Raw genomic sequence first — 25758 nt, forward strand, 5'->3', positions numbered from 1 at the left:
CCTCCGTCCCGGTGGGCACGCGCGTGGCGCCGCCCCGGACGGAACTCCTCCGACCGGGGCGGTCCCGTCGGTGGCGCATCCGCCGTTCGGGTGTGAACCTGGATGGATGAGCTGGGCATCTTGGACGACCGCCGGTGTCTACACCGGGCGAGGTGGGGTGCTGACCGTCGAGGCGGGCGTGGTCACGGGAGATCTGACCGTGCACACGACCTGGGCCGACAGGGAGGCACGCGTGGCCGTGCAGTACAGCGGCGCGTCCGACTGGTTCACCATGTCGGGCAGTCCCGTTCCGTGCGCGTCGGAGGAGGAGAGCCGCGATCTGCACGACGCCGTCGTGGCAGCCGTCCGGGAGGGGAACGGGGCCACGGTCCCGAACCTGCCCGTCCCACCGGCCTGACGGACACCGGCGTCGATCACCGATAAGTGTTATCCCTCCCTCGCCCGCGGGTCTCCGAACCACGGGGGACTCGCACCACGGATGAGGGAGCAGATCCATGCACAGCGACGAGCGCCGCACCACCGTGCTGGTGGAGGCCGCGAGGGCCGGTGACGCGCACGCCAGGGACGCGCTGGTCCGCGCCTACCTGCCCCTCGTCCACAACATCGTCGGCCGGGCCCTCGACGGCCACGCCGACACCGACGACATCGTCCAGGAGACGATGGTCCGCGCCCTCGACGGCCTCGGCGGCCTCCGCGATCCGGCCCGCTTCCGGTCCTGGCTCGTCGCCATCGCCATGAACGGGATCCGCCGCCGCTGGCGCGAACGCCAGCAGGCTCCCGTGCCCGGCCTCGACCGGGCCGCCGACCTCGCCGACCCGGCGGCCGGCGACTTCACCGAGGCCACCATCCTCCGGCTCGGTCTGTCCGGACAGCGCCGCGACGTGGCCCGGGCGACCCGCTGGCTCGACGAGGACGACCGCGAGCTGCTCGCCCTCTGGTGGCTGGAGGCCGCCGGCGAGCTGACCCGCGCCGAGCTCGCCGAGGGCCTCGGCGGGATATCCCCGCAGCACGCCGCCGTCCGCGTCCAGCGCATGAAGGAGCGGCTGGAGACGGGCCGCACCGTCGTCCGCGCCCTCGACGCCGTCCCGATCTGCCCGGGCCTCGCGGACACCGTCGACGCCTGGGACGGCCGTCCCTCCCCGCTCTGGCGCAAACGCGTCGCCCGCCATGTCCGCGACTGCACCGCCTGCTCGGCGCGGGTGTCCGGCCGCAGCGGACTGGCCCCCGTCGAGGGCCTGCTCGTCGGCCTCGGTCTCGTACCCCCGCTGGTCGCCGGGCTCGGCGAGGCGTCGGCCCCCGAGGCCCTCGCGTACGACACGGCGGCGTCCGGCTCCGCCGTTCCCGATCCCACCGCCCCCGGCCTCGGGACCCCGGACCCGGCCGCCATCGCCCCGCAGACCCCGGCCGCCGCCCGCCCCGACGGGGCCGGCGGGTCCGCCCCGGACCCGGCGGCGACCGGCACCGGCACCCGCTGGACACCCCTGCGCAAGGCCGGGGTCGCCGGAGCCGCGGCCGTGGCCGTCCTCGGCGCCGTCGCCCTCCTCGTACCCCAGCCGCACGCGCGCATGGAGCCGGGCAGCCCGGTCGCCGCGCCCCCCGCGACCCCCGCCCCGACGACGCCCCCGGCCACCCCCGGCCCGACCCGCACCGCCACCCCCACCCCCACGCCGACGACCGCGACCCCGACCCCCCGCCGCACCCCGCGCCCCACGCCCGCCCCCAGCCGCGAGGAGCGGGTCACCGGCCTCGTCAACCGGCTCCGGGCGGAAGCCGGTTGCGCCCCGCTGCGCATCGACCCCCGCCTCACCGAGGCGGCCCGCGGCTACGCCCGCGACATGGCCGCGCGCGGCTACTTCGGGCACGCCAGCCCCGAGGGCGAGTACGCCGACTCCCGGATCTCGGCCGCCGGTTACTCCTGGAGCGCCTGGGCCGAGAACCTGGACCGGGGGACGACCGATCCGGCCTCCGTCGTCGACGACTGGACGGACGGGTCGATGCACGAGGAGAACATGCTCGACTGCCGGTACCGGGACACCGGCGTGGCGTCGGCGCCCGGGCCCGCCGGCACGGTCTGGGTGCAGAAGCTCGCCGCTCCCGCCTCCTGACCGCCCGGCGCCGGGCTCGGCTCAGCGCCGGACACCGAAGTTCTGCACCCACCAGGGGCCGTTGGCCGTCAGCGTCACCCCGACGCCGATGTCCTCGAACGTGCAGTTGAGGATGTTCGCCCGGTGTCCGGGGCTGTCCATCCAGTCCGCCATCGCGCGCGCCGGGGTCTTCGGCCCGCGGTGGATGTTCTCGCCCCAGGTCGACCACGCGTACCCGGCGCCGGTCATCCGGTCGCCCGCGTCCCGGCCCTCCGGGTCGTCGTGCTCGTAGTAGTCGCGGGCGGACATGTCGTCGGCGTGCCGCTGGGCGGCCGTCCGCAGGTGCCGCTCGGAGCGGAGCGGCCCGCATCCCGCTTTCTCGCGCTCGGCGTTGGCCAGTGCCACCACGTCCTTGACGAACCGGTCGGCCGTCTTCGCGGGCGCCGCGGCGACGGGGGCCGGGCCCTGCGGCGCCGGCCGGGGGAGCCCGGGCGGCTCGGGACCCGGTCGCTCCGGGAGGAGCGCGCCCCGTGGAGCGAGCCTCCGCTCCGTCTCGGCCTTCGGGGTCTCCGGCGTCGCGGGCGCGGCGCCGGCCGGGGTCACCGTCCGTGCGGCGAGGGGCGGGGGCGCGGACGGGATCGAGGAGGCCGTCCGGACCGGTCGGCCGGCCTCCGTCGTCCGGGCGCCCCCCGGCTCTGCGGCGCCCGCGGTCCGTCCGGGCCCCGTCTCCCCGGCGGCCGCCCGACGTCCGCCCTCCGGCTCGGCGTGTGCGGCCCCGGCGACGGAGGAGCGGGTCGGCACGGGGGACGCGGCCGTCGCGTGGGCGCCGGTGCTCCGGCCGGTGCCGAGGGTGGCCACGTACATCCCCGCGGCCACGGTCAGGACGGCGGCCGCGGTCCCGGTGACCGTGACGACGGTCCGGAAGCCGGGCCTGCGCCGGGCCCGCCGCCCGTGGCCGTCCGCCTTCCGGTGCCGCCCGCCGGTCCGCGCCTGGACCTGGCGGGGCGGGACCTCGCGCGCCGGGGGTGTGTGCCGCCCGGCGCGGCTCCCCGGGCGGTCGTCCGCCGCCGTGCCGTCCCGCGCGGCCGCGGCGGCGAGCGGCGGGGCGGGGTCGGGCTGTCCGGGCCGGTCGTGGTGCCGCATGGAGCTCCGCTCTCTCGCCGTGGTCGCCGAACGGGCCGGCGCTGGGAGAGCCACCGGGGCGACGGCGGTATCACTGTCCGGCCCCGGCCGCCCCGACACTCCTCGTCAACAGGACGCGTCAACCCCGCGCGTCAACCTTTTCGCACCCTCTCAGCCCTGCGGGACGACCGCCACCGGACAGGGCGCGAGGTGCAGGGCGGCGTGCGCCACGGAGCCGATGCGCGGCCCGACGGCCCCGCGCCGCGCCCGTCGGCCGACCACCAGGAGCTGGGCGGCCCCCGCCGAGGAGAGCAGCACCTGTCCGGCGCTGCCCAGCTCGACGTGCTCGGTCACGGGCACCTCGGGGTAGCGCTCGCGCCAAGGGGCCAGGGCCTCCCGCAGCGCCTTCTCCTCGAACGGGACGAGCCCGCCCGCCTCGTCGGCGAGCCGCATGGAGGCCGGGCTGTACGCGTAGAGGGTCGGCAGGCTCCACGCGCGCACGGCCCGTACGGACGCCCCGCGGGCGGCGGCGGTGGCGAAGGCGAAGCCGAGCGCCGCGGCGCTGTCCTCCGGGCTGCCGAGCTGGCCGACCAGCACGTGGCCGGCGGGCGGTTCGGCCGGTTCGCCGTCGCGGGACCGGACGGCCACCACGGGACGGGTGGCGCCGGCGATGATCTGCTGCCCGTAGGAGCCGAGCAGGAACCCGGCGACGGCTCCGTGGCCGCGCGAGCCGATCACGAGCATCTCGGCCCGGTCCTCGGTGCCGAGGAGCGCGGCGACCGGCGTGTCGTCGAGCACCCCGGCCGTGAGGGCGAGGTCCGGGTAGCGGCGGGCCAGGGTTTCCCGCGCGTCGCTCAGCAGCGCGTCCGCGACGCCCTCCTGCGAGGCGCGGTCCTGGAGCAGGGGGAGGTCGAGCGGCTCCCACCGCCACGCGTGCGCGAGCCGTAGCGGGAGGTCCCGGTGGAGCGCCTCCCGGGCGGCCCAGTCCGCCGCGGCGAGGCTCTCCGGGGATCCGTCCACTCCTGCGACGATCTCACGACTCATCAGGCTGCCTCCGTGGGTTGCCGGGCCGGGCCGGCCGGACGGCCGGACCCGCACCTCCCAGCTTGGGCCCTTCGGCCGCCGGGGGAGAGGGCCGGACGTCCCGACATGCCGGTCCGTCCGTCCCTTCGCCGCCCCGCCGGCGCGGGGCGGGCCCCTGTCAGGCCAGCAGGGTCAGCCGCGCGTGGGTGCCGTTGAGGTAGTGGTCCCCGATGTCGCGGAGCCGGTGGGCCGCCTGGGTGGGCGCGGTGAGCGCCCGGGCGTTGCGCCAGAAGCGGTCGAAGCCGGGCCCGCCGGAGCGCGCGTCGGCGCCCGCCGTGCCGTCGACGAGTTCGAGGACGCGCGTCGTGATGTGCACGGCGGCCCGGCCGGTGACGGTCTCGGCGGCCGCCACCAGGACGGCGATGTCCGCGCGTTCCTCCACCCCGAGCGACCACGCGGCGAGCAGCCCGTGGGCCAGGGCGTCGGTCGCGCGTTCCACCACGGCCGCCGCCGCGTGCGCGGCCGTCGCCAGCTCCCCGTACGCGAGCAGGAGGTACGGATCGTCCCCGGCGCCCGGCGCCGTCCCGTCCCCGGCCGCGCCCGCCGGTGCCGGGCCGGCGTGGTCGGCGCGGCTGATGTCGCGGGCCTCGGCGAGCGCGCCCTCGGCGATGCCGAGCCCGACGTGGACCAGGAGCAGGCGCAGCGCGAGCGGGGCGAGGGTGGAGAAGGGGGCGACGGCGTGCTCGTCGTGGGGGAGGACGCCCAGGACGTCCGCCGGTCTCACCGGCACCCGGTCGAAGGTGACGCTGCCCGCGCCGGCGAGCCGTTGGCCGACCCGTTCGGCCCCGGGCTCCGTGAACACCCCGGGTTCGGCCGGGTCCACCAGGACGACGAAGAGGTCGCCGCTCCCGCCGGGGCGGGCCCCGACGACGAGCCGGTCGGCGACGGTCACGGCGGACGCGAAGGCGCGGGTCCCGTCGAGGAGCCAGCCGCCGGAGTCGGCGGGGGTGAGCGTGAGGCCGGTGCCGGCCTCGGAGTGCGGCCCCTCGACGCCCCCGGCGAGCAGCCAGCGTCCCTCGGTGGTCCGCACGTCGAGCGGGTGGTCGTCGCCGAGGAGGGCTCCGGGGTCCCGTCCCGGGCCGCCGAAGAAGCGGCTGCTCCAGGACAGCGCGTAGTGGTGGGCGAGGAGTTCGCCGACCGAGCTGTCGGAGGCGGAGATCTCCCGTACGACCGCACAGGCGGCCTGCCACTCGGCCCCGCGCCGGTTGGGGCCGGGGGCCGTCAGGAGGGCGGGGAGCCCGGCCTCCTGGAGCCGTGCGACCTCGTCGAACGGCGCCTTGCCCGCCCGGTCCCTGGTGAGGGCGTCGACGGCCAGGTCGTCGGCGAGTTCGCGGGTGACGCGGGGCCACAGGGCGTCGTCGGCGGGCCGGTCGACCGGGCTCTCACCCGGCCGTTCGGCGGCCCGTGGCACGGGGGCCGCGACCGGTGCGGAGGCGGTGCGTATCGCTGGTCTCTTCGGCGATCTCCTCGGCGTACTCACGTCACCTCACATGGTTTCCCGTATCCCCACTGGAACAGTAGGGATAGTGGCAGAGGTGGGGTGGTCGCCCCAAGGGGCGTCCGAAAGCTGGACAGTGTCGTCTCGGAGGATGAGAAGAAGTCAGGTCACCGCAGGTCGTGGGCGGTTGGCCGAGGGCTCAGGGGTTGGTCCACGCCTCCGGATCGTCCGCGAGCGCGACGATCGTGTCCGGCAGCTGGGCCGCCGCGACCTCCGCCAGCGAGACCCCGAGGACCTCGCGGACACCGGCCCGCAGCGCGATCCACAGGGTCAGCAGCGACTCCGCGGGGCCCGTGTACGACAGGTCCGGCGGCCGCTCCCCGCGGACCGAGACCAGAGGACCCTCCACGCAGCGAATGACCTCCGCGACCGAGATCGACTCGGCGGGCCTCGCCAGCCAGTAACCGCCGTTGCCACCCCGCTGGCTCAGCACGAGACCGCCCTTGCGCATGTCCCCGAGGATCCCTTCGAGGAACTTGTGCGAGATGCCCTGGTCCTCGGCGATCGCCTCGGCCTTCAGCGGGCCCGCGTCCCGGGCGGCGGCGAGCTGGAGGGCGGCACGCACCGCGTAGTCGGCCCTGGCTGAAATGCGCATGCGCGCATTATTCCGCACACCGCCGGAGGTGGCCCGTACCGCACCCTTGACGCCGCCAGGAGCCGGTCGGACACTCAGGACGGGGAAACCGAGCGAACAGGTAGGAAACCATGGGACGCAGCGGGCGACACGACACGCCACCCGCCGCACCCCTCCCGCGCTCCCTGCCCCTCACGTCCCGCCGCCACATCGACCTGCTCCGGGTCTGCAGCGCGGCGCATCGCCGACACCGCCGGACGGCCCACCCCGCCGGCTGAGGATCTGTCCGCCGAGGGGCGCCGCCCCCGCGGGCGCAGCGTCGCGCCCCACTCCTCCTCTTCCCGTACCTCTGCCGCCTCCGCGCCCCGCGGGGCCGGCGCCGTCGCGCCTCCGCGACCGGCGCCGCACCGCGCGCCGCCCGGACCCGGCACCGAGCACCCTCAAGGGAGAAGCATGTCCGTCGTCCCGTCCTCGCTGCTGCCCGCCTCCGCCGTGCCCGCCTTCCGCGGCCGGATCGGCCGCGACGTCCACAGCGGCCACTACGCGGTGCCCCACCGCTACCGCCTCCACGTCGCCCCCTACGACCCCGACTGTCTGAGCATCGTCCTGACCCACAGCCTGCTCGGCCTCGACGACACGCTCCCGCTGTCCGTCCTGCCCGAGACCCCCGACACGCCCGACGGCGGGTACACCGCCCTCCGCCCGCTGTACGACGCGAGCGCCCACCTCTACGAGGGACCGGCCGCGGCGCCCGTCCTCAGCGACGGATGGACCGGACGGATCGTCAGCACGCACGTCCCCGACATCCTGCGGGACCTCGCCCTCCGCTTCCGCGGCGACGGCCCCGACCTGCTCCCCGAGCGGCACCGCGACGAGATCGAGGCGATCGCCGACCTCTGCGAGCGCAGCGTCAACCGGGCCGCCCAGCGGGCCGGAGAGCTCGGACTCGACGGCGAGGCCGCCCACCGGGACCCCCTCACCGTCCTCTTCGCGGCCCTCGCCGCCCTGGAGCGGCGCCTCGCCCACCACCCGTACGTGCTCGGCGACGCGCCCACCGCGGCCGACGTCCAGGTCTGGGTCACCCTCGTCCAGCTCGACACCGTCCACCGCTGGCACCTCGACGCCGCCGCCATGGACCGGGTCGCCGGACACCCCGCCCTCTGGTCCTACGCCCGACGCCTCGCCGCCCGACCCGAGTTCGCCCGCCGGCTCGACATCGACGGCATCCTCCGCCGCCACCGCACCCACTGCCGGGGCCGCGAGGCCGCCGGTGCGGGCATCCGCCTCGTCGACTGGTCCGGCGCGACCGGCTGACCCGTCGCGCCGCCGGGGACGTCCGACGGGAGGCGCGCCGCTAGCACCGCACCCCGGCCGCCGGGGACGCGCCCCCGGCTCAGCCGATACGGTGACCCGCCAGCGGACCCGTGTCGTCGCCCGCCCCCGCGCGGACCCCGCGCAGGAACTCCTCCAGCACCGCCACGGAACCGCGCGACGGCTCCCACTCCAGCTCCTCGCGGGCCCGGTCGGTGGCGAGCAGCGGCATGTGCCGCAGGGCGTCGAAGAGATCGGGCGACGCCGAGGCGAGGCGCAGCCGCCAGGCCGCCGCCAGGGCGCCCCGCACGGCGCCCGCCGGCACCCGCACCGGTCTGGCGTCGAAGAGTTCGCCCAGGGCCGCGCCGTCGAGCACCGGATCCGCGGCCAGGTTGAACGCGCCGCGGACGTCCCGCAGCAGCGCCCGCCGGTAGGCGTCGGCCGCGTCGTCCGTGTGCAGCACCTGGAAGCGGAGCCCGTCGAACTCCGGGAGCACCGGCAGCAGATCGGGCCGCAGCAGCTGCCCCGGGAAGAAGCGCCCGGCGAAGATCCGCCGCTGCCCGCTGGCCGACTCCTCCTTGAAGAGGAACGCCGGGCGCATCCGCACCACCCGGATCAGCGGATGGTCCCGCTCGAAGGTGTCGAGGACCCGCTCCAGATAGGCCTTCTCCCGCGTGTACGCGGCGCCGGGCCAGCCGTGCGTCGGCCAGCTCTCGGACACCGGGGCGCCGTCGGCGGGCCCGGGGGAGTAGGCCCCCACCGACGAGGCGTGCACCAGGACCGGCACCCGCGCCGCCGCGACCGCGTCGAACACGCGCACCGCGCCCAGGACGTTGGTCCGCCAGGTCTCCACCGGATCGTGGGTCGGCCCGAACCGCCAGACCAGGTGCACCACGGCGTCCGCGTCGGCGAGGTGCCGGGCCAGCAGCGGCTCGTCGCCCTCCCGCGACAGGTCCACCTCCGCCCACTCCACCCCGGGCAGGTCCAGGCCGGGCCGCCGCCGGGCCAGGCCGAGGACCGAGCCGACGCGCGGCTCGCGCGCCAGGAGCCGGACGAGGCTGGTTCCCACGTTGCCGGTGGCGCCGGTGACGACCACCCGCGAGATGTCGCTCGGGTTCATGTCTCCGACCCTCCGCCATGCGCGCCGGAACCGCACTCCGGGGGCACCCCGCGGCCCCTCCCGTCACGGAGCGTGTCCGTGTCGGTCGCGGGGGTGGCCGACGACCGGGACGATGGAGCGACTCAGGAGAAGGAGGACGCCATGCTGCTGCCCGACAGGAACACGGTCGACCGGCTGCTCCGGCACTACCGCGCCCAGGAGCGGACCGTGCTGGACAGGCCGTGCGACCTGTCGGCGCGCCGGCGCTTCGAGGACACGGCGTACACGCTCTGCGTCCTCATGGGGGAGCGGACCGCCAGGGAGGCCGCCGACGCCGCCGAGCGCTTCGTGGCGGGCGGCCGCCCGGCGCCGCGCCAGGCGCTGGAGGGACTCCCGGGAGCCTGACCGGATCATCGATCAGGAAGCGAGAAGCGTCCGCGTCCGGCCGCCGCTAGCGTGGCTGCCACGGACCCCGCGATACGGCCGCCGTCGTTCGGGACGCACCGCGCCGGTCCGCCACAGGCCCCGCGCGACAGCTGGAGAGACGATGAGCAAGGCCCCCAGGGCGGACAAGCAGCCGCACCCGGCCGACCGGCACGACCTGATCCGGGTCCACGGCGCGCGGGAGAACAACCTCAAGGACGTCAGCATCGAGATCCCGAAGCGCCGGCTCACCGTCTTCACCGGCGTCTCCGGCTCGGGCAAGAGCTCGCTCGTCTTCGACACCATCGCCGCCGAGTCCCAGCGGCTGATCAACGAGACGTACAGCGCCTTCGTCCAGGGCTTCATGCCGACCCAGGCCCGGCCCGAGGTCGACGTGCTCGACGGCCTGACGACGGCGATCATCGTCGACCAGCAGCGGATGGGCGCCGATCCCCGCTCCACCGTCGGCACCGCCACCGACGCCAACGCGATGCTCCGCATCCTCTTCAGCCGCCTCGGCAAGCCCCACATCGGCCCGCCCAGCGCCTACGCGTTCAACGTCCCCTCGGTCAGGGCGAGCGGCGCCATCACCGTCGAGCGCGGTGCTAAGAAGACCGTCCGGGCCACCTTCAACCGCACCGGCGGCATGTGCCCGCACTGCGAGGGCCGCGGCACGGTCTCCGACATCGACCTCACCCAGCTGTACGACGACTCCAAGTCACTCGACGAGGGCGCGCTCACCATCCCCGGCTACACCCCCGGTGGCTGGAACTACCGCCTCTACAGCGAGTCCGGACTCGTCGACCCCGCCAAGCCGATCCGGAAGTACACGAAGAAGGAACTCCAGGCCTTCCTCCACCACGAGCCCACCCGCATGAAGATCGCGGGCATCAACATGACGTACGAGGGGCTCGTCCCCCGGATCCAGAAGTCCTTCCTGGCCAAGGACAAGGAGGGCATGCAGCCCCACATCCGGGCCTTCGTGGACCGGGCCGTCACCTTCACCACCTGCCCCGAGTGCGGGGGCACCCGCCTCGCCGAGGGCGCCAGGGAGTCGAAGATCAGGCGCGTCAGCATCGCCGACGCCTGCGCCCTGCAGATCAGCGACCTCGCCCAGTGGGTCCGGGGCATCAAGGAGCCCTCGGTCGCGCCTCTGCTCACCGCGCTCCAGCTGACCCTCGACTCCTTCGTGGAGATCGGTCTCGGCTACCTCTCGCTCGACCGGTCCGCCGGCACGCTGTCCGGCGGCGAGGCGCAGCGCGTGAAGATGATCCGCCACCTCGGCTCCTCGCTCACCGACGTCACCTACGTCTTCGACGAGCCCACCGTCGGCCTGCACCCCCACGACATCCAGCGGATGAACGAACTGCTCCTGCAACTGCGCGACAAGGGCAACACCGTGCTCGTCGTGGAGCACAAGCCCGAGACCATCGCGATCGCCGACCACGTCGTCGACCTCGGTCCCGGCGCCGGCACGGCGGGCGGCACCGTCTGCTTCGAGGGCACGGTCGACGGGCTGCGGGCCGGCGACACCGTCACCGGCCGGCACTTCGACGACCGCGCCTCCGTGAAGGACTCCGTGCGGGAACCCACCGGCACCCTGGAGATCCGCGGCGCGACGACCCACAACCTCCGTGACGTCGACGTCGACATCCCGCTCGGGGTCCTCACCGTCGTCACCGGCGTCGCGGGCTCCGGCAAGAGCTCGCTGGTGCACGGCTCCCTCCCGGCGAGCGACGACGTGGTGTCGATCGACCAGAGCCCGATCCGCGGCTCGCGCCGCAGCAACCCGGCGACGTACACCGGACTCCTCGACCCGATCCGCAAGGCCTTCGCCAAGGCCAACGGCGTGAAGCCGGCGCTCTTCAGCGCGAACTCCGAGGGCGCCTGCCCCACCTGCAACGGCGCGGGCGTGATCTACACCGACCTCGGCATGATGGCCGGGGTCTCCTCGACCTGCGAGGACTGCGAGGGCAAGCGGTTCCAGGCCTCGGTCCTCGGATACCTCCTCGGCGGCCGCGACATCAGCGAGGTCCTCGCGATGCCGGTGTCCGAGGCGGTGGAGTTCTTCGGCTCCGGCGAGGCGAGCACCCCGGCCGCCCAGCGCATCCTCGCGCGCCTCGCGGACGTCGGGCTCGGCTACCTGAGTCTCGGCCAGCCCCTCACCACGCTCTCGGGCGGCGAGCGCCAGCGGCTGAAGCTGGCCACGAACATGGCCGAGAAGGGCGGGGTCTACATCCTCGACGAGCCGACCACCGGGCTGCACCTCGCCGACGTCGAGCAGCTCCTCGGACTGCTCGACCGGCTCGTGGACTCCGGCAAGTCGGTCATCGTCGTCGAGCACCACCAGGCGGTCATGGCCCATGCCGACTGGATCATCGACCTCGGCCCCGGGGCCGGCCACGACGGCGGCACGGTCGTGTTCGAGGGCACCCCCGCGGAGCTGGTGGCCGCACGCTCGACGCTCACCGGTGAGCACCTCGCGGCGTACGTGGGCGCCCGACCGGACACCGACCGGACGGCCCGCGGCCCCCGTCGGTGACGGGGACCGTGGGCCGTTCACCGGTCAGTCCGCCCGCCGGGCCGCCCGGCGCCGCCGCCCCCACAGGAGCAGCGCGGCCGCGCAGGCCGAGCCCACCAGGCCCAGCGGGAAGCCGGCCGACGCGCCCGCGGACTCCGTGCCCTGCGCCGGGGCCTCGGCGGGCGCGGCCACCGCCACCGCCTCGGCACCGGCCCGGGGCGCCCGCCCCTCCGGGCCCGCCGGGCGGTCCTCACGGGCCACCGACACCGGCCGGGTCTCCGCGGTGGCCGCCGGCTTCGGCTGCTCGGGGAGCAGCGAGCCCACCGGCCGGACCCGGTCCGCCGCCGCGAAGCCCCAGTCGAGGAGTTCGCGCGCCTCCTCGTACACCGCGAGCCCGCCGCCGCCCTGCGGGTTCATCACCGACACCACCAGCGTCCGGTCGCCGCGCCGGGCCGCCGAGATCAGGGTGTTGCCCGCGTTGCTCGTGTAGCCGTTCTTGATGCCGATGAGCCCCGGGTAGCGGGCGACACCGTCCGCTCCGGTCAGGAGCCGGTTGGTGTTGGCGATGCCGTAGGACCAGCTGCCCGCGGGGAAGTCGGCGTAGGCCGTCGAGCAGTACCGGGTGAACGCCGGGTCCTGGAGCCCGGCCCTGCCGAACACCGCCAGGTCGTACGCGGAGGACACCTGCCCCGGCGCGTCGTACCCGTCGGGGGAGACCACATGGGTGTCCAGCGCCCCCAGCGACCTGGCCTTCTCCTGCATCCGCCGGGCCATCGACTCCCAGCCGCCGTTCATCGCCGCCAGCACGTGCACCGCGTCGTTCCCCGAACTGAGGAAGACCCCGTTCCACAGGTCCGACACCTTGTACGTGTACCCCTCCTTCACCCCGACCAGGCTGCTTCCGTCGCCGATCCCGGTCAGCTCGGCATCGGCCACGGTGTGCTGCTCGGAGGGCTCGTGTCCGGGCAGCGCCGTCAGGGCGAACAGGGCCTTGAGGGTGCTGGCCGGCGGCAGCTTCCGGTGCGCGTTCCGGGCGGCGAGCACCTCGCCCGTGGACACGTCCGCGACGACCCAGGACAGCGCGGACGGCGAGGGCACGGCCGGTGCGTCCGGCAGCGGCTGCACCTGCGTGCCCTTCCGGTCGAGCCGGGCCCGGTCGACGGGCCGGCGGACGGGCGGCGTGGGCTCCCGACGGGCGGTGTCCCGCGACCGGAGCGACGAGGGGACCCCCGCGGAGGCCGCGCGCGGAGCGCCGGTCGCGGAGGACATGAAGGCCGAGGTCGAGGTGGCAGCCGCGGCCGACGGGGCGGGAGACGCCACGGCCGAGGGAGCGGGCAGCACGAGCAGCACCGCCGCGGTACCGGCGGCGGCATGACGGACAGCTGACATGACGATCATTCAGTCACCGTAGGGAGGAGGTGCCGCGCCCGCAGATCGAAGTGCGCCGACCGGGGGAGCGGCTGCGGCGGACGGCGGCGCGTCGTGCGCCCGCACGGGTGGTGCCACCCGCCGTGACCCGCTGTCGGCGGGGCAGGGCATGCTGGTGACGTGCCCTCACCACCCCACCAGAGCAACGCCGTTCCGGCCGAGAGCGCCGGAGCGCCCGCCGCCGCACCCTCCTCCCGGCCCGTGCCGGGACCCGCCGGGCCCCCGGCCTCCGGCGGCGGCCCCTTCGGCGCGCCCGCCGTCCGCGCCGAGCGGCCGCCGGCACCGACCGGCACCGGGCACATGATCGTCTGCGGGGACGACGCACTCGCCCACCGCCTGGCGGGAGAGCTGCACGAGGTGTACGGGGAGCAGGTCACCCTCCTCGTCCCGGTACGGCCCGACGCCCCGCGCACCCCCGCCGCCCGCACCGGCCGCGCGCTGGCCCTCTTCGGACGGGTCACGGCCGCCGTCATCCGCACCACCGGCACCCCCGGCACCGCCGCCCCGCACGGGCCCGGCGCCGACGCCGAACCCGCCGGGGCGCTGCACGTCGTCGAGTCGGCCGAGGCCGACGACCGGGCCCTGACGGACGCCGGTGTGGAGCGGGCCGCCGCCCTGGCCCTCGTCCACGAGGACGACGAGACCAACATCCGGGCGGCTCTCACCGCCCGCCGCCTCAACCCCCGGCTGCGCCTGGTCATCCGGCTCTACAACCGCAAGCTCGGCCAGCACCTCGAAACCCTCCTCGACCAGGCCGCCGCCGTCGCGGAACCGGGCCTCGACCCCGAGGAACTCGACGCCGCCACCACGGTCCTCTCGGACGTCGACACCGCCGCCCCCGGCCTCGCCGCGGCCGCCGTCGCCGGCACCAGCAAGGTGGTCCAGGCCGGCGGGCTCCTCCTGCACGCCGTGGAGCGGCTGCCCGCCCCCGGAGCGGCCCCCGACCCGGGACGGTGCACGCTGGCCCTGCTCTCCGCCACCACCGGCGACCCGGCGGGCTGCGAGGGGTCCGAGCGGAGCGGCGACGCGGGACCCCGGCTGCTGCCGGACGACCGGACGGTGGCCGCCGCCACCGGCCGCGCCGCCGTCACCCTCGAAGCGGTCACCGCGGCGGGCCCGGCACCCGCCGCCGCCCGGATCGCCGCGTCCGCGCTCCCGGTCGCCTCGCTCTTCTCCCGCCGGCTGAGGTGGTCGCTCGCCGGGGCGGCCGCCGCCGTCCTCGCGCTCGCCCTGGCCTCCACCGTCACCACCGGCGACCACCCGCTGCACGCCGCCTACCTGACGCTCCTCGACATCTTCGCCATCGGCGACCCCGCGGTGGGGGAGTCGACCAGCCGCCAGGTCCTCCAGATCCTCGCCGGGTTCGTCGGGCTGCTCCTGCTGCCGGTGATCGTGGCCGCCCTCATCGAGGGCCTCGGCACCTTCCGCACGGCCACGGCCCTGCGCCGCCCGCCGCGCGGCCTCTCCGGACACGTCGTCCTCCTCGGCCTCGGCAAGGTCGGCACCCGGGTCCTCGCCCGGCTCCGCCGGCTGGACATCCCCGTGGTCTGCGTGGAGTCCGACCCGGAGGCCCGCGGCATCGCGGTCGCCCGGCGACTGCGCGTCCCCACCGTCATCGGCGACGTCGCCGAGGAGGGTGTCCTGGAGGCGGCCCGTATCGACCGCGCCCACGCCCTGCTCGCCCTGACCAGCGTCGACATCACCAACCTGGAGGCCGCGCTCTCCGCCCGCGCCGTCAGCCCCGAACTCCGGGTGGTCCTGCGCCTCTACGACGACGACTTCGCCACGGCCGTCTTCCGCACCCTCCGCACCGCCCATCCGGCCGCGCTCACCCGCAGCCGCAGCGTCTCCCACCTCGCCGCCCCCGCCTTCGCCGGCGCCATGCTGGGCCGTCAGGTGCTCGGCGCCGTCCCCGTCGAGCGGCGCGTCCTCCTCTTCGCCGCGGTGGACGTCGCCGACCACCCCCTCCTGGACGGCCTGACGGTCGCCGAGGCCTTCCACCCCGGCAAGTGGCGCGTCATCGCCCTGGACGGCGTGGCCGTGAGGCCCGGTACGGGCCGGGACTGGGGCCTGGACCCCGGCCGCGTCCTGAAACCCGAGGACCGGGTCGTCGTGGCGGCCACCCGCCGGGGCCTGGCCGAACTCCTGGGCTGCCGCGGCCGCCCCGCCGCGTCCCCCGACCCCCGACCCCCGGTCAACCCCGTACGAACGGGGCGGGGTTGACCGTAGGATGCGGCTTCACCGACCGCCCGACCCCGGCCCGCCGCCGGGGGCGGCCTCGCGGGGCGTCCGGGGGCGGTCCGCGAGGCCGCCCTCCCGCCGCGCGGGCCCCGTCCCCGGGGACCGCGGCGCCCTGGTTCCCGTACCGCACGCGCCCCCGTCGACAGGAGCTCGCCCGTGGACACCTCGTCAGTGAACGCCCCGCACCCCGCCGCCCCGGGCGAGCGCCCGGCCCACCTCATGGACCCCGCCGGCGGCTGCCCCCACGCGGACAACGCCCGCCTCCTCGCCGCCGGGGCCGTCACCCCGGTGACCCTGCCCGGCGGGATCGACGGCATGGCGGTCCTCGGCCACGACGCCCTCCGGGACTTCCTCTCCCACCCCGACGTGGCCAAGGGCCCCCGGCACTTCACCGCCCTGGCCGAGGGCCGCATACCCGAGGGCTGGCCGCTGCGCACCTTCGCCACCGTGCCGGGCATGATCACCGCGGACGGGGCCGACCACCGCCGCCTCCGGACCCTGGTGAGCAGCGCCTTCACGGCCCGCCGGGTGGAGCGGCTCCGCCCGCGCGTCGAGGCGGTCACCGCCGGGCTCCTCGACGGGCTCGCCGAAGCGGCCGCCGCCGGCGACGGCGTCGCCGACCTGCGCCGCCACTACGCCCTTCCGCTGCCGCTCGGCGTCATCTGCGAACTGCTGGGTGTCGACCCCGCCCACCAGGACCGGCTGCACCGCCTCTCCGCCCTGGTCGTCGCGACCGACACGACGCCCGCGCAGGCGGTCGCCGCCAACCGCGACCTCGTCGAACTCCTCGCCGCCATCGCCGCCGACAAGGCCGCGGCCCCCGGCGACGACCTGACGAGCGCGCTCCTCGCCGCCCGGGACGAGGGCGGCGACCGGCTGGACCAGGCCGAGCTGATCGGCACCCTGCTCCTGCTGATCGTCGCGGGGCACGAGACGACCCTGAACCTGCTCACCAACGCGGTCCGGGCCCTCTGCACCCACCGCGACCAGCTCGCCCTGGTCGTCGAGGGACACGCGAGCTGGGCGGACGTGGTGGAGGAGACCCTCCGCTGGGACAGCCCCGTCAGCTACTTCCCGTTCCGCTACCCCACCCGCGACCTGACGGTCGACGGCACCCTGATCCCGCGGGGCACGCCCGTCCTGGCCGGCTACTCGGCGGCGGGCCGCGACCCCGGCGCCCACGGCCCGGACGCCGACCGCTTCGACGTGACCCGCACGGCGACGGCGAAGCACCTCTCGCTCGGGCACGGCCCCCACTACTGCCTGGGCGCCCCGCTCGCCCGGATGGAGGCCACCCTCGCCCTGGAGGCCCTCTTCACCCGCTTCCCGGACCTGGACCTGGCCGTCCCGGAGTCCGAGCTGCCCCGCCACGCCGGCTTCGTCGGCAACAGCGTCAGGACGCTCCCGGTCCGGCCGGGCGGCTGACGGCCCGGCGAGCGACCGGACCGGCCCGCCGCGCGCCGCTCACCCCGCCCTCCCCCGCGCATGCGTGGGGGAGGTGCGCAGGGAGGAGACCAGACGCATCAGACGTGCCTCGTTCCCCACGAGACCGGCGGCCCGCAGCGCCTCGTCCGCCTCGGCCATCGGATGGGTGAGCATCACCCCCGCGTACGGGGCGAGCTGCGGATCGGTCAGCACGGCCTGGGTGGATTCGAGCAACCGCAGGTAGGCCTGGGCGGCCGCACGCTCGCTCGCGGTGATCGTGGTCGTGGTCATGTCGGGCTCCCTCTCGACAGTTCGGCGCTCACCACCCTCTCGTACGGGTCTGACAATCGCGCTCAGCCCCGCCCGTCGAGCCGCTCCGTCAGCCGCTCCAGGAAGACCCGCTGCCCCTCCACGAGCAGCGGGGCGGCCACCTCGGGGGCGAACCAGCCGACCCGGTCGATCTCCGGGAACTCCCCCTGCGCACCGGACCGGGGCGGCCACTCCATGGTGAACGTGCCGGGGGTGATGCCGGCCGGGTCGAGCGTCCCCTCGACGGCCCAGACGGTGACGAGCTTTCCGTTGCGCTGCCGGGACTCGCCGAGGTCCAGCCACTCGCCCTCCGGCGCCGGCAGTCCCAGCTCCTCCTCGAACTCCCGGCTCGCCGCCGCCTCCGGGGTCTCGTCCGGCTCGTACTCCCCCTTGGGGATCGACCAGGCCGACTGCTCGCGCGAAGCCCACAAGGGCCCGCCCATATGACCGATCAGCACCTCGACGCCACCGTCCGCCGTACGACGGTAGACCAGCAGGCCCGCACTGCGTTTGTCAGACATGCGGTCCAGTCTGGCCGACCGGGCGCCGCGGCGCGGGTCGCGCCTCACCACTCGGCGCCGACCACCACCGGACCGCCCGCGGGATCCACCCCGTCCGCCCACCCGGGCGGCAGCCGCACCGAGCGCCGGGGGAGGAGCGGACCGTCGAGCCGCACCCGCCCGACCGGGCCGCCGTCCTGGGTGAAGGTCAGGACCGGGCGCACGAGCCGGTGCACGGGCCGCACCAGCAGCGGCGAGGCCGCCGGCCCGAGCAGACCGGGCGTCACCCACCGCAGCGGACCCGCCGTCACCACCCCCACCGGCACCCGGCCCTCCGGCCAGGGCCGCCCCGCGAGCAGCTCGGCGACGGCCGCCGCGGCGGCCCGGCCCTCGGCGGCTGCCGCCACCGCCGGCTCCGCACCGCGCAGCAGGTTGCCCGCCGCGAAGACCCCGGGGACGGCGGTCCGACAGGCGCCGTCCACCGCGGGGCCCCGGGTGCCGGGCGCGAGCGGCAGGCCGCCGGTCCGGGCCAGTTCGTGGTCCGGGATCCAGTCCCCGGTGAAGACCACCGTGTCGCAGCGCAGGGTGTGCCCGTCCGCCCGCCCCGCCCCGGTCCGCACCGCGACCCCGGTCAGCCGGCCGCGACCGAGGAGTTCCGTCACGAGCGCACCGGAGAGCACCGGCACGGACCCGAACGCCGACCTCCTCACCGGCTGTTCGCAGACGACCGCCACCACCTCGACCCCGGCGGCGCGCAGCGTCCGCACGGCGCTGCGGGCCACCGGGTCGCCGCCGACGACCACCGCCCGCCGTCCGATGCGTCCGGGCCGGGACCCGAAGCGGAGCACCAGCCGCTGGAGCTCGCCGGTGGTCAGCACCCCGGCGGGCCGTGAGCCGGGCACCAGCCGTGCCGCGCGGGGCCGTTCGCGGGCTCCGGTGGCCAGCACGACCGCGCGGGCCCGGATGCGCTCCAGCCCGGTCGGCGCGGTGACGTCGAGGGTGAGCGGCCCGGCCCACCCGGTGGCGGACACCTCCGTGCGGACGGCGGCCCCGGCGCGCAGCGCCGCGCGCACCGAGCGGCGCGCGTATCCGGGACCGTCCAGAGGGCGGCCCCGTGCGTCCGCGCCGAACCCCGGGCGTGCGCAGTGCCGCGGAACCCCGCCGGCCGCCCGCTCCCGCTCCAGGACCTCGACGCGCCCCGCGCCCGCGGCGGCGAGCCGCGCGGCGGCGGCCAGTCCGGCGGGTCCCGCGCCCACCACGAGCACGTCGACCGTGCGGTTCACCGGAACCCTCCTCGTACCCGTGCGGCCTCACTCGTACGGTTCACCGCGTCCCCCGGCGGTGCTCCGTGTGCTCCTCGAACAGGGCGCGCACCTCCGCGCCGCAGTGCTGGCCCTGGCAGCGGCCCGCACGCGCGCGCGTGCGGCGGCGCAGTCCGTCGAGGCCGGCCGGCGGGATCGTGGAGGCGAGCGCGGACCGGATCTCCCCGCGGGTGACCCGCTCGCAGTGGCACACGACCGCGCCGAAGTCCGGGTCCCGGGCGATGAGAGCGGCGTCCCGGTAGGGGCGGGGGAAGGCCTCGCCGAGGTTCGGCATCCGGAGCGGGGCGAGCGGCCGCTCGGGGCCGGGGTCGAGTCCGCAGTCGGCGAGCAGCCCGCGGACGTGCTCGGCGACGGCGAGGGAGGCGGTGAGTCCGGTGGAGCGGATCCCGCCCACGGTGACGTACCGGAGGCCGGGGTGCGCGGCGATCCGGTAGTCCTCCTGCCCGGTGGCGGCGCGCAGCCCCGCGTAGACGGCGGTGACCTCCTCGTCGAGCAGGGCGGGGAGGATGCGGCCGCCCTGCGCGCGCAGCCCGGCGAGCCCCTCCGCCGTGGTGCCGGTGGCGGTCTTGTCGTCCAGGTCCTCGGCGGTGGGCCCGAGGAGGACGTTCCCGTACACCGTCGGCGCGATCAGCACGCCCTTGCCGAGCGGACCCGGTACGGGCAGCAGGATGTGCCGGACCAGGTCGCGGGCGAACCTGTCGAAGACCAGGAGCTGTCCCCGGCGCGGGGTGACGGCGAAGTCCTCGCGGCCGACCAGTGCGTCGAAGGAGTCGGCGTGGAGTCCGCAGGCGTTGACGAGATGGCGGGTCCGCAGCACTCCGCGACGTGTCACGAGCCGGTGGTGCGGATCGCCCGTGCGGACCGCCTCCACCCGGCAACCGAGGTGCAGGTCGACGCCCGAGCGGACGGCCTGGGTGGCGTACGCGAGCGTGGTGGTCCACGGGCAGATCACCGACTCACCCGGCACGGCGAGCGCGGCGAGCGCCCCCGGTCCCAGGTGCGGCTCGCGGGCGGGGAGTTCGGCGGCGCCGAGCGGTTCCGTGGTGCGGTGCCCGTTGAGCGCGGCCTTCGCCGCGAGCCGGGGGAGGGCGGCGCGCTGCTGCTCGTCCCAGGCGACGAGCAGGGCGCCGACGGGCTCCACCGGGATCCCGGTCTCCCGCGCGTAGGCGGAGAGGAGACCGTGCCCCTCCCGGACGAGCCGAGCCTCCAGCGTGCCAGGGAGGGCGTCGAAACCGGTGTGCAGGATCGCGGTGTTCGCCTTGGAGGTCCCGTCGCCGACGTCGTCCGCCGCCTCCACGAGGGCGACCCGCAGCGGGTGGCGGGCCAGCGTCCGCGCGATCGCGGCGCCGACGACCCCGGCGCCGACGACCACGACGTCGTACGTGGCGTCGGCACCCGTGGGGAGGGGGCCGGTCCGTGTGACGCTCATGAGGAGCCGGAGCCGGAGCCTGGGCCCGCATCGGAGAGGGCCGTCGAGCCGGGGTCGGCGTCGGCTTCTGTGCCGGTGCCGGCGCCGGCACCGGACGCGGCGCCGGTGCCCGTCCGCTCGACCAGCGACGCCACCTCCGCCCGGAACCGGCCGAGTCGTTCGGCCGCCTCCGCGGCGGAGATCCGCGGTTCGTAGACCGCCGAGGGCTTCCATTCCGGGACGGCCTCGCCGATCGCGAGTCCCCGGTCGTGTCCGAGCCGGGCGACGGCGCCGACCCCGAGCGCCGTCGCATCGGGCAGCGAGGAGACCTCGACGGGCCGTTGGAGGAGGTCGGCCTGCGTCTGCATGAGCAGCGCGGACCGGGTGAGGCCGCCGTCGGCGCGCAGCGAGGTCAGCGGGGTCCCGCGGTCCGCGGCGACGGCGGAGGCGAGGTCCACGACCTGGGCGGCGATGCCCTCGCACAGGGCGCGGACCAGATGGCCCGGTGTCGTGTCGAGGCCGAGGCCGGTGAGCGAGCCGCGGACGTCGCCCCGCCACCAGGGCGCGGCGAGCCCCGCGAGCGCGGGCACGAACACGACGCCGCCGGAGTCCGCGACCCCGCCGCCCACCGGGTCGATCTCCGCCGCGCCGGCGATGACACCGAGGTCGGTGAGCCAGCGCACGGCGGAGGCGACCGTGTACACCTGCCCGTCCAGGCAGTGGGCGACCTGCCCGCGGAGCCGCCAGGCGACACAGCTCACCAGGCCCGAGGACGCGCGCCGGGGCACGGGTCCGGTCTGCGCGAGGAGGAAGGCCCCCGTGCCGTAGGTGCACTTGGCGGCGGCCGGTTCGCCGGCGCTCTGCGTGAGCAGGGCGGCCTGCTGGTCGACCAGGAGGCCGGTCAGCGGCAGCGGCGGGCCGAAGGCGGTCGTGGTGCCGACCGGGGTGTCGCAGTCCACGACCCGGGGAAGACGCTCGCCGCCGAGGCCGTACAGGTCGAGTGCGGTGTCCGACCAGGCGACCGTGTCCAGGTCGAGGAGCCCCGTGCGGCCCGCGGTCGCCGCGTCGGTCACGAAGGCGCCGGTCAGCCGGTGGACGAGCCAGGAGTCGCTCGTCGTGACGACGCCGGCGCCGGTGGCGTGGCGGCGGATCCAGGCCATCTTGGGCGCGGCGAAGTAGGGGTCGAGGGGGAGGCCCGTCAGCTGCCTCAACCGGGGCCCGTGGGGAGCGAGATCGGCACAGACCGAGGCGGCCCTGCGGTCCTGCCACACCAGGGCGTCGGTGAGCGGTTCGCCGGTGGCGGGGTCCCAGGCGAGGACCGTCTCCCCCTGGTTGGCGAGCCCCACCGCGACGACCGGCGTGCCGGCCTCGGCGAGTGCGGCACGCCCCGCGGCGACCACGGAGTCGTACAGCTCACGCGGGTCGACCTCGACCAGGCCGCCCGGCAGATGGCGGGGCCGGACGGGGGCCGTCCCGCTGCCGAGGACTCCGCGCCGGGGACAGAGGACGAGGGCCTTGGTGCCCGAGGTGCCCTGGTCCACGGCGAGTACCGGGCCCGTCATCGTGCTGCTCCCGTCCCTGGACGTTCGGTGATCATCCGGTCACCGAAAAGGGTCAGGGTGCCGTCCTCGCCGCGGCCCGTCAAGCCTCGGGGGCCGACCGCGTCAGGTCCGTCGGCAAACCTGACAGTAAGTCAAATTCAGTCGTTGGCTTGATAATTACCGTCACAAAAGAAAGTGGACCGGTCGCATCCAGAGCCCTCTATAGTGATCGCCGATCAACGGCCGGGACGCCCGCCGGGGGACTGACCACCCCCTCCCATCCACCGAGGACCCATGTCATCCACACCACGCACCACCCCCTGATGGCCGGTCACGGCTTCAGACCCGTCTACCACCCCGCGGGCCACGACCACGCCCTGCGCAACGCCGTCCAGGACTTACGGACCGGGCGCTGGGTGGCGATGGCGCGGCTCCTGGACGAGACGACGGGCTGGGACGGCTGGACGCGGCGCACCCAGGTCCTCGCCGCCGTCGCCGCCGGCACCGACGTCGTCCACATGTGGCGCACCGAGCAGCCCGGAAGCCTCGCCGCCACCGTGATGCACAGCCGCGTCACCGTCGAACGGGCCGTCCGGGCCCACCGCGCCGGCCACGCCCGCACCCGGGAGCTCTGGCAGGAGGCCTGGACCGCCTGCCGGGAGGCCGCCGACCTGGCCCCCGACGATCCGGTGCCCTGGATCGGCCTGATCGCCCTCGCCGCCCTCGACGGCCGGCAGCGCATGGAGGAGCACCGGCTGTCCCCGCCGGCCCCCATGCTGCCGCCCGGTCCGTGGGGCCTGCTCGCCGAGGCCGAGAAGCGCGACCCGCACAACCGCGAGGCGCACCACCGGATGCTCCAGTTCGTCTACGCCCGACGGCCCGGCCCCCTCTCCGAGGCCGTCAACTACGCCCACTGGGCCGCCTCCTCGGCGCCCGTCGGCTCCGCCCTGCACGTGCTCCCGCTGTACGTCCGCGTCGAGCGCTACCGGCGCGAGCGCGGCCACGAACGCGCCCTCGACCTGCACTGGGTCGCCGAGGACGCCGTCCGCGAGGCACAGCGGGCCCTCGACGCGTGGTTCCTCTTCTGCGCCACCGAAGAGGCCTCCCTGCTCGACCTCAACCACCTGGCGCACGCCCTCTTCGGCGCCCTCCGCTTCGCCGACGCGGCCCGCGTCCTCGAAGCGCTCGGCCCGTACTACACGACCCTCCCGTGGGCGTACCGGACCCCGCGTCCGGACGACCGCACGCTCGCGGAAGAGGTCTTCCTGCGCGCCCGCGCCCGCTGTCTCGGCGGCTGAGCCCCCGTCACCCGCCCCGCACCGCCCCCACTCCGCTCACCCCCCGTCCCCGGAGGAACGCATGTCCCGCACCGCCCCCGACCCCACCGACGCGCTGCGCAAGCCACCCCCGGCCCAGGACGAGGAGGCGCGGCTTCGGGAGCTGGGCTACCAGCCCGTCCTCGCCCGCCGCATGGGCGGCTTCGGCAACTTCGCGATCAGCTTCTCGGTCATCTCCGTGCTCTCCGGATGCATGACCCTGTACGGCTTCGGTCTGGGCACCGGGGGCCCCGCCGTCATGCTGTGGGGCTGGGTCGGCGTCGGCCTCTTCGTGCTGTGCGTGGGCCTCGCGCTCGCCGAGGTCACCAGCGCCTACCCGACCTCGGGCGCCCTCTACTACATGGCCGACCGGCTCGGCGGACGCCGCTGGGGCTGGTACACCGGCTGGCTGAACCTGCTCGGCCTGCTCGGCGCCATCGCGGGCATCGACTACGGCGCCGCGCTCTTCACCGGAGCCTTCCTCAACCTCCAGTGGGGCTTCGAACCCACCGCGGGCTCCACCTTCCTGATCTTCCTCGCGATCCTGCTGCTCCACGCCGTGCTCAACCTCTTCGGCGTCCGTCTGGTCAGCGTGCTCAACTCGATCAGCGTGTGGTGGCACCTCGCGGGCGTGGCCGTCATCGTCGGCGCCCTGGCGTTCGTCCCGGACCGGCACCAGTCCGTCGACTTCGTGTTCACCGAGTTCGTCAACGACACCGGCTGGGCCAACCCGTTCTACGTGGCCGCGATCGGCCTGCTCCTGGCCCAGTACACGTTCTCCGGCTACGACGCCTCGGCGCACCTCTCCGAGGAGACCTCGAACGCCTCCGTCGCCGCCTCCCGGGGCATCGTGCGGGCGATCTGGGTCTCCTGGCTCGCCGGGTTCGCCCTCCTCGCCGGGCTGACCTTCGCCATCCAGGACTACTCCGCCACGCAGAACAGCGCCACGGGCGTCCCGCCCGCCCAGATCTTCCTGGACGCGCTCGGCACCGGCGGCGCCACCGCCCTGCTCCTTGTCGTCATCGTCGCGCAGCTCTTCTGCGGCAACGCCGAGGTGGCCGCCGCCAGCCGCATGGTCTTCGCGTTCAGCCGCGACAACGCCCTGCCCGGATCGACGATCTGGCGCAAGGTCAGCGGCCGCACCCAGACCCCCGTCCCGGCCGTCTGGCTCTCCGTCGCCGTCGCGGCGGTGCTCGCCCTGCCGTCGCTGTACTCCGCCACCGCGTACGGCGCCGTCACCGCGATCAACGTCATCGGCATCACGCCCGCCTACGCCATCCCGATCTACCTGCGCCTGCGCGCCGGCAAGCGGTTCACCCCCGGCCCGTGGAGCCTGGGGCGCTGGAGCAGGCCGATCGGCTGGACGGCCGTCGCCTGGGTGGCGTGCGTGACCGTGCTGTTCTGCCTGCCGCAGAAGTCCCCGGTGACGGTCGACACCATGAACTACGCCGTGATCGCGCTGGCCGTCGTGCTCGTCCTGGCGAGCGTCTGGTGGTACGTCGCACGCCGCTCGTACGGCACGCCGACGACGTACGGCAACGCCCGCGAGGAGGCGGAGATCTCCGAGGGCATCATCTGACGGAGCGCCGGGCCGCGCCCGGACCCGCGCCGTCGGGGGAGCCGGCCCCCGTCCCCGTACCGGACGGGGACCGGCTCGCCGTCAGGCGCTGAACTCGTACGTCCAGGCCGCGGACTGGGCCGAGAAGTCGATGTCCGTGATCTCCAGCGCGTGACCGTGCTGGTCGCTCACCACCCGGTGGACGAGCAGCCGGGCCGCGCCGCCGGCCGCCGTCGCGGTCGGGCCCGGCACGCCGACCGACTCCCGGTGCGTGACGCGCAGGCCCGCCTGGTGCATCCAGTGGTAGAGCAGCCGGAGATCGGGCTGCCGGCGCCCGTCGCGCCCGCGCCGGTAGCGGGCGAGCTGCGGGATCTCGGTGAGTGCCGGCCGGGAGAACCAGGACACCGCCCGCTGGAGCGCCGTCCCCTGCGGGCCGAGCACCACGTGCCGGTGGACCAGCGTCGGCTCACCCGGCGCGAGCATCAGCCGCGCCGTCAGCGGCGTGGGCGCGGGCTCCCAGGTGAGCGAGGCCCGGACCAGCGCCTCCGCGGCGCGGGGGCCGCCGGGGAAGGTCCGCCGGACGGCGCTGGGGGCCGGGGCGGTGGCCTCGCTCCCGCCCTCCGTCCCGGAGGCTGCGAAGGTGCCGCGCCGGTCGGTCACCACGAGTCTCTCGTCCCGGAGCAGCTGGAGCGCACTGCGCACCGTCTGCCGGTTGACGTGGTAGCGCTGGGACAGGGATCGTTCCGAAGGAAGCCTGGCGCCGGGGGAGATGCGGCGGTGGGCGAGGTCCTCGCGCAGCGCGGCGGCGACCCGGAGATAGAGCGGCGCTTCTGCCGCCGCCTCGGATTCGGGCTCGGCCATGTTCAACCCTCTCTTCACTCAACGTGACCACATGGGCCGTGTGGGTGATCAATTCCTATCATTGGTCTAAACCATTTTGCCAGTGCCGCCCCGCAGAGTGGCCGAAACGAGCAAGTCGCCTTGTAATGAGGTGC

21 protein-coding genes are annotated in these 25758 nt (G+C 75.8%); 9 read left to right on the top strand and 12 right to left on the bottom strand.

All coding sequences use genetic code 11. From position 1 onward, the window contains the following. Positions 1–106 precede the first annotated feature (106 nt). Both ACY0MR_RS32210 and ACY0MR_RS32215 read left to right on the top strand, forming a co-directional pair. Positions 107–397, top strand: coding sequence for a hypothetical protein (locus tag ACY0MR_RS32210; protein ID WP_361860344.1), 291 nt, complete (start codon positions 107–109; stop codon positions 395–397). A 97-nt stretch (positions 398–494) separates the two neighbouring features. After that, positions 495–2105 (top strand): sigma-70 family RNA polymerase sigma factor, encoded by a 1611-nt coding sequence (locus ACY0MR_RS32215; protein WP_473556888.1) that lies wholly within the window; start codon positions 495–497, stop codon positions 2103–2105. 21 nt (positions 2106–2126) lie between these two features. Here the strand turns inward: ACY0MR_RS32215 and ACY0MR_RS32220 are convergent, their stop codons facing one another. The 4 genes from ACY0MR_RS32220 to ACY0MR_RS32235 all read right to left on the bottom strand — a co-directional run bounded on the left by ACY0MR_RS32220 (position 2127) and on the right by ACY0MR_RS32235 (position 6382). Further along, the gene (locus ACY0MR_RS32220) at positions 2127–3227 is read right to left on the bottom strand and encodes a CAP domain-containing protein (RefSeq protein WP_404083325.1); all 1101 of its coding nucleotides are present in this window, start codon (positions 3225–3227) and stop codon (positions 2127–2129) included. Positions 3228–3377: 150 nt separating this feature from the next. Then, entirely contained in the window at positions 3378–4250 is an 873-nt protein-coding gene (locus ACY0MR_RS32225) for a universal stress protein (RefSeq protein ID WP_404083328.1), read from the bottom strand. 157 nt (positions 4251–4407) lie between these two features. After that, positions 4408–5700, bottom strand: a complete 1293-nt coding sequence (locus ACY0MR_RS32230; RefSeq protein WP_473556891.1) for an acyl-CoA dehydrogenase family protein — start codon at positions 5698–5700, stop codon at positions 4408–4410. Positions 5701–5926: 226 nt separating this feature from the next. Beyond that, on the bottom strand, positions 5927–6382 hold the full coding sequence (locus ACY0MR_RS32235; protein WP_361862946.1) for an RrF2 family transcriptional regulator: 456 nt from the start codon (positions 6380–6382) through the stop codon (positions 5927–5929). 432 nt (positions 6383–6814) lie between these two features. On the opposite strand from ACY0MR_RS32235, the gene ACY0MR_RS32240 reads away from it, so the two are divergent. Beyond that, positions 6815–7675 (top strand): glutathione S-transferase C-terminal domain-containing protein, encoded by an 861-nt coding sequence (locus tag ACY0MR_RS32240; protein ID WP_473556894.1) that lies wholly within the window; start codon positions 6815–6817, stop codon positions 7673–7675. A gap of 79 nt (positions 7676–7754) precedes the next feature. Here ACY0MR_RS32240 and ACY0MR_RS32245 read toward each other — a convergent pair whose 3' ends face one another. Continuing rightward, entirely contained in the window at positions 7755–8792 is a 1038-nt protein-coding gene (locus ACY0MR_RS32245) for an NAD-dependent epimerase/dehydratase family protein (RefSeq protein WP_473556896.1), read from the bottom strand. Between the two features lie 141 nt (positions 8793–8933). Between ACY0MR_RS32245 and ACY0MR_RS32250 the strand changes: the two genes are divergently transcribed. Continuing rightward, entirely contained in the window at positions 8934–9176 is a 243-nt protein-coding gene (locus tag ACY0MR_RS32250) for a DUF5133 domain-containing protein (RefSeq protein ID WP_361862261.1), read from the top strand. 142 nt (positions 9177–9318) lie between these two features. Beyond that, a complete protein-coding gene (locus ACY0MR_RS32255) occupies positions 9319–11736 on the top strand; it encodes an ATP-binding cassette domain-containing protein (protein ID WP_473556900.1) in 2418 nt (805 codons plus the stop codon). 24 nt (positions 11737–11760) lie between these two features. Here ACY0MR_RS32255 and ACY0MR_RS32260 read toward each other — a convergent pair whose 3' ends face one another. Next, positions 11761–13113 (bottom strand): D-alanyl-D-alanine carboxypeptidase family protein, encoded by a 1353-nt coding sequence (locus ACY0MR_RS32260; protein WP_473556903.1) that lies wholly within the window; start codon positions 13111–13113, stop codon positions 11761–11763. Positions 13114–13443: 330 nt separating this feature from the next. On the opposite strand from ACY0MR_RS32260, the gene ACY0MR_RS32265 reads away from it, so the two are divergent. Then, the gene (locus ACY0MR_RS32265; protein WP_473561945.1) at positions 13444–15366 is read left to right on the top strand and encodes an NAD-binding protein; all 1923 of its coding nucleotides are present in this window, start codon (positions 13444–13446) and stop codon (positions 15364–15366) included. Between the two features lie 237 nt (positions 15367–15603). Continuing rightward, the gene (locus tag ACY0MR_RS32270; RefSeq protein WP_473561947.1) at positions 15604–16809 is read left to right on the top strand and encodes a cytochrome P450 family protein; all 1206 of its coding nucleotides are present in this window, start codon (positions 15604–15606) and stop codon (positions 16807–16809) included. Between the two features lie 39 nt (positions 16810–16848). On the opposite strand, the gene ACY0MR_RS32275 is transcribed toward ACY0MR_RS32270, so the two are convergent. The 5 genes from ACY0MR_RS32275 to ACY0MR_RS32295 all read right to left on the bottom strand — a co-directional run bounded on the left by ACY0MR_RS32275 (position 16849) and on the right by ACY0MR_RS32295 (position 21910). After that, entirely contained in the window at positions 16849–17100 is a 252-nt protein-coding gene (locus tag ACY0MR_RS32275) for a hypothetical protein (RefSeq protein WP_361862774.1), read from the bottom strand. Between the two features lie 62 nt (positions 17101–17162). Next, entirely contained in the window at positions 17163–17639 is a 477-nt protein-coding gene (locus ACY0MR_RS32280) for an NUDIX hydrolase (RefSeq protein WP_404083349.1), read from the bottom strand. 44 nt (positions 17640–17683) lie between these two features. Continuing rightward, the gene (locus ACY0MR_RS32285) at positions 17684–18901 is read right to left on the bottom strand and encodes an FAD-dependent oxidoreductase (RefSeq protein WP_473556906.1); all 1218 of its coding nucleotides are present in this window, start codon (positions 18899–18901) and stop codon (positions 17684–17686) included. A 40-nt stretch (positions 18902–18941) separates the two neighbouring features. Then, positions 18942–20369 carry an FAD-dependent oxidoreductase gene (locus tag ACY0MR_RS32290; protein WP_473556909.1) on the bottom strand — a complete coding sequence of 476 codons (1428 nt, stop codon included), beginning with the start codon at positions 20367–20369 and terminating at the stop codon, positions 18942–18944. Beyond that, positions 20366–21910 carry an FGGY family carbohydrate kinase gene (locus ACY0MR_RS32295; RefSeq protein WP_473556911.1) on the bottom strand — a complete coding sequence of 515 codons (1545 nt, stop codon included), beginning with the start codon at positions 21908–21910 and terminating at the stop codon, positions 20366–20368. Before ACY0MR_RS32295 ends, ACY0MR_RS32290 begins: the two co-directional genes overlap by 4 nt. Positions 21911–22212: 302 nt before the next feature. Between ACY0MR_RS32295 and ACY0MR_RS32300 the strand changes: the two genes are divergently transcribed. Further along, positions 22213–23187, top strand: coding sequence for a hypothetical protein (locus ACY0MR_RS32300; RefSeq protein WP_388796840.1), 975 nt, complete (start codon positions 22213–22215; stop codon positions 23185–23187). A 61-nt stretch (positions 23188–23248) separates the two neighbouring features. Then, the gene (locus ACY0MR_RS32305; RefSeq protein ID WP_361857898.1) at positions 23249–24784 is read left to right on the top strand and encodes an amino acid permease; all 1536 of its coding nucleotides are present in this window, start codon (positions 23249–23251) and stop codon (positions 24782–24784) included. Between the two features lie 81 nt (positions 24785–24865). Here the strand turns inward: ACY0MR_RS32305 and ACY0MR_RS32310 are convergent, their stop codons facing one another. After that, on the bottom strand, positions 24866–25624 hold the full coding sequence (locus ACY0MR_RS32310; RefSeq protein WP_473556914.1) for a GntR family transcriptional regulator: 759 nt from the start codon (positions 25622–25624) through the stop codon (positions 24866–24868). Positions 25625–25758: the final 134 nt, after the last annotated feature.

Source organism: Streptomyces sp. JN8 (assembly GCF_055808075.1).

Bases quoted from the DNA above. Each gene is read 5' to 3' on its own strand.
- ACY0MR_RS32300 (WP_388796840.1), top strand. From the start codon at position 22,213: ATGGCCGGTCACGGCTTCAGACCCGTCTACCACCCCGCGGGCCACGAC.
- ACY0MR_RS32280 (WP_404083349.1), bottom strand. From the start codon at position 17,639: ATGTCTGACAAACGCAGTGCGGGCCTGCTGGTCTACCGTCGTACGGCG.
- ACY0MR_RS32235 (WP_361862946.1), bottom strand. From the start codon at position 6,382: ATGCGCATTTCAGCCAGGGCCGACTACGCGGTGCGTGCCGCCCTCCAG.
- ACY0MR_RS32245 (WP_473556896.1), bottom strand. From the start codon at position 8,792: ATGAACCCGAGCGACATCTCGCGGGTGGTCGTCACCGGCGCCACCGGC.
- ACY0MR_RS32290 (WP_473556909.1), bottom strand. From the start codon at position 20,369: ATGAGCGTCACACGGACCGGCCCCCTCCCCACGGGTGCCGACGCCACG.
- ACY0MR_RS32225 (WP_404083328.1), bottom strand. From the start codon at position 4,250: ATGAGTCGTGAGATCGTCGCAGGAGTGGACGGATCCCCGGAGAGCCTC.
- ACY0MR_RS32270 (WP_473561947.1), top strand. From the start codon at position 15,604: ATGGACCCCGCCGGCGGCTGCCCCCACGCGGACAACGCCCGCCTCCTC.
- ACY0MR_RS32260 (WP_473556903.1), bottom strand. From the start codon at position 13,113: ATGATCGTCATGTCAGCTGTCCGTCATGCCGCCGCCGGTACCGCGGCG.
- ACY0MR_RS32240 (WP_473556894.1), top strand. From the start codon at position 6,815: ATGTCCGTCGTCCCGTCCTCGCTGCTGCCCGCCTCCGCCGTGCCCGCC.
- ACY0MR_RS32295 (WP_473556911.1), bottom strand. From the start codon at position 21,910: ATGACGGGCCCGGTACTCGCCGTGGACCAGGGCACCTCGGGCACCAAG.
- ACY0MR_RS32275 (WP_361862774.1), bottom strand. From the start codon at position 17,100: ATGACCACGACCACGATCACCGCGAGCGAGCGTGCGGCCGCCCAGGCC.
- ACY0MR_RS32255 (WP_473556900.1), top strand. From the start codon at position 9,319: ATGAGCAAGGCCCCCAGGGCGGACAAGCAGCCGCACCCGGCCGACCGG.
- ACY0MR_RS32310 (WP_473556914.1), bottom strand. From the start codon at position 25,624: ATGGCCGAGCCCGAATCCGAGGCGGCGGCAGAAGCGCCGCTCTATCTC.
- ACY0MR_RS32210 (WP_361860344.1), top strand. From the start codon at position 107: ATGAGCTGGGCATCTTGGACGACCGCCGGTGTCTACACCGGGCGAGGT.
- ACY0MR_RS32305 (WP_361857898.1), top strand. From the start codon at position 23,249: ATGTCCCGCACCGCCCCCGACCCCACCGACGCGCTGCGCAAGCCACCC.
- ACY0MR_RS32250 (WP_361862261.1), top strand. From the start codon at position 8,934: ATGCTGCTGCCCGACAGGAACACGGTCGACCGGCTGCTCCGGCACTAC.
- ACY0MR_RS32215 (WP_473556888.1), top strand. From the start codon at position 495: ATGCACAGCGACGAGCGCCGCACCACCGTGCTGGTGGAGGCCGCGAGG.
- ACY0MR_RS32220 (WP_404083325.1), bottom strand. From the start codon at position 3,227: ATGCGGCACCACGACCGGCCCGGACAGCCCGACCCCGCCCCGCCGCTC.
- ACY0MR_RS32265 (WP_473561945.1), top strand. From the start codon at position 13,444: ATGATCGTCTGCGGGGACGACGCACTCGCCCACCGCCTGGCGGGAGAG.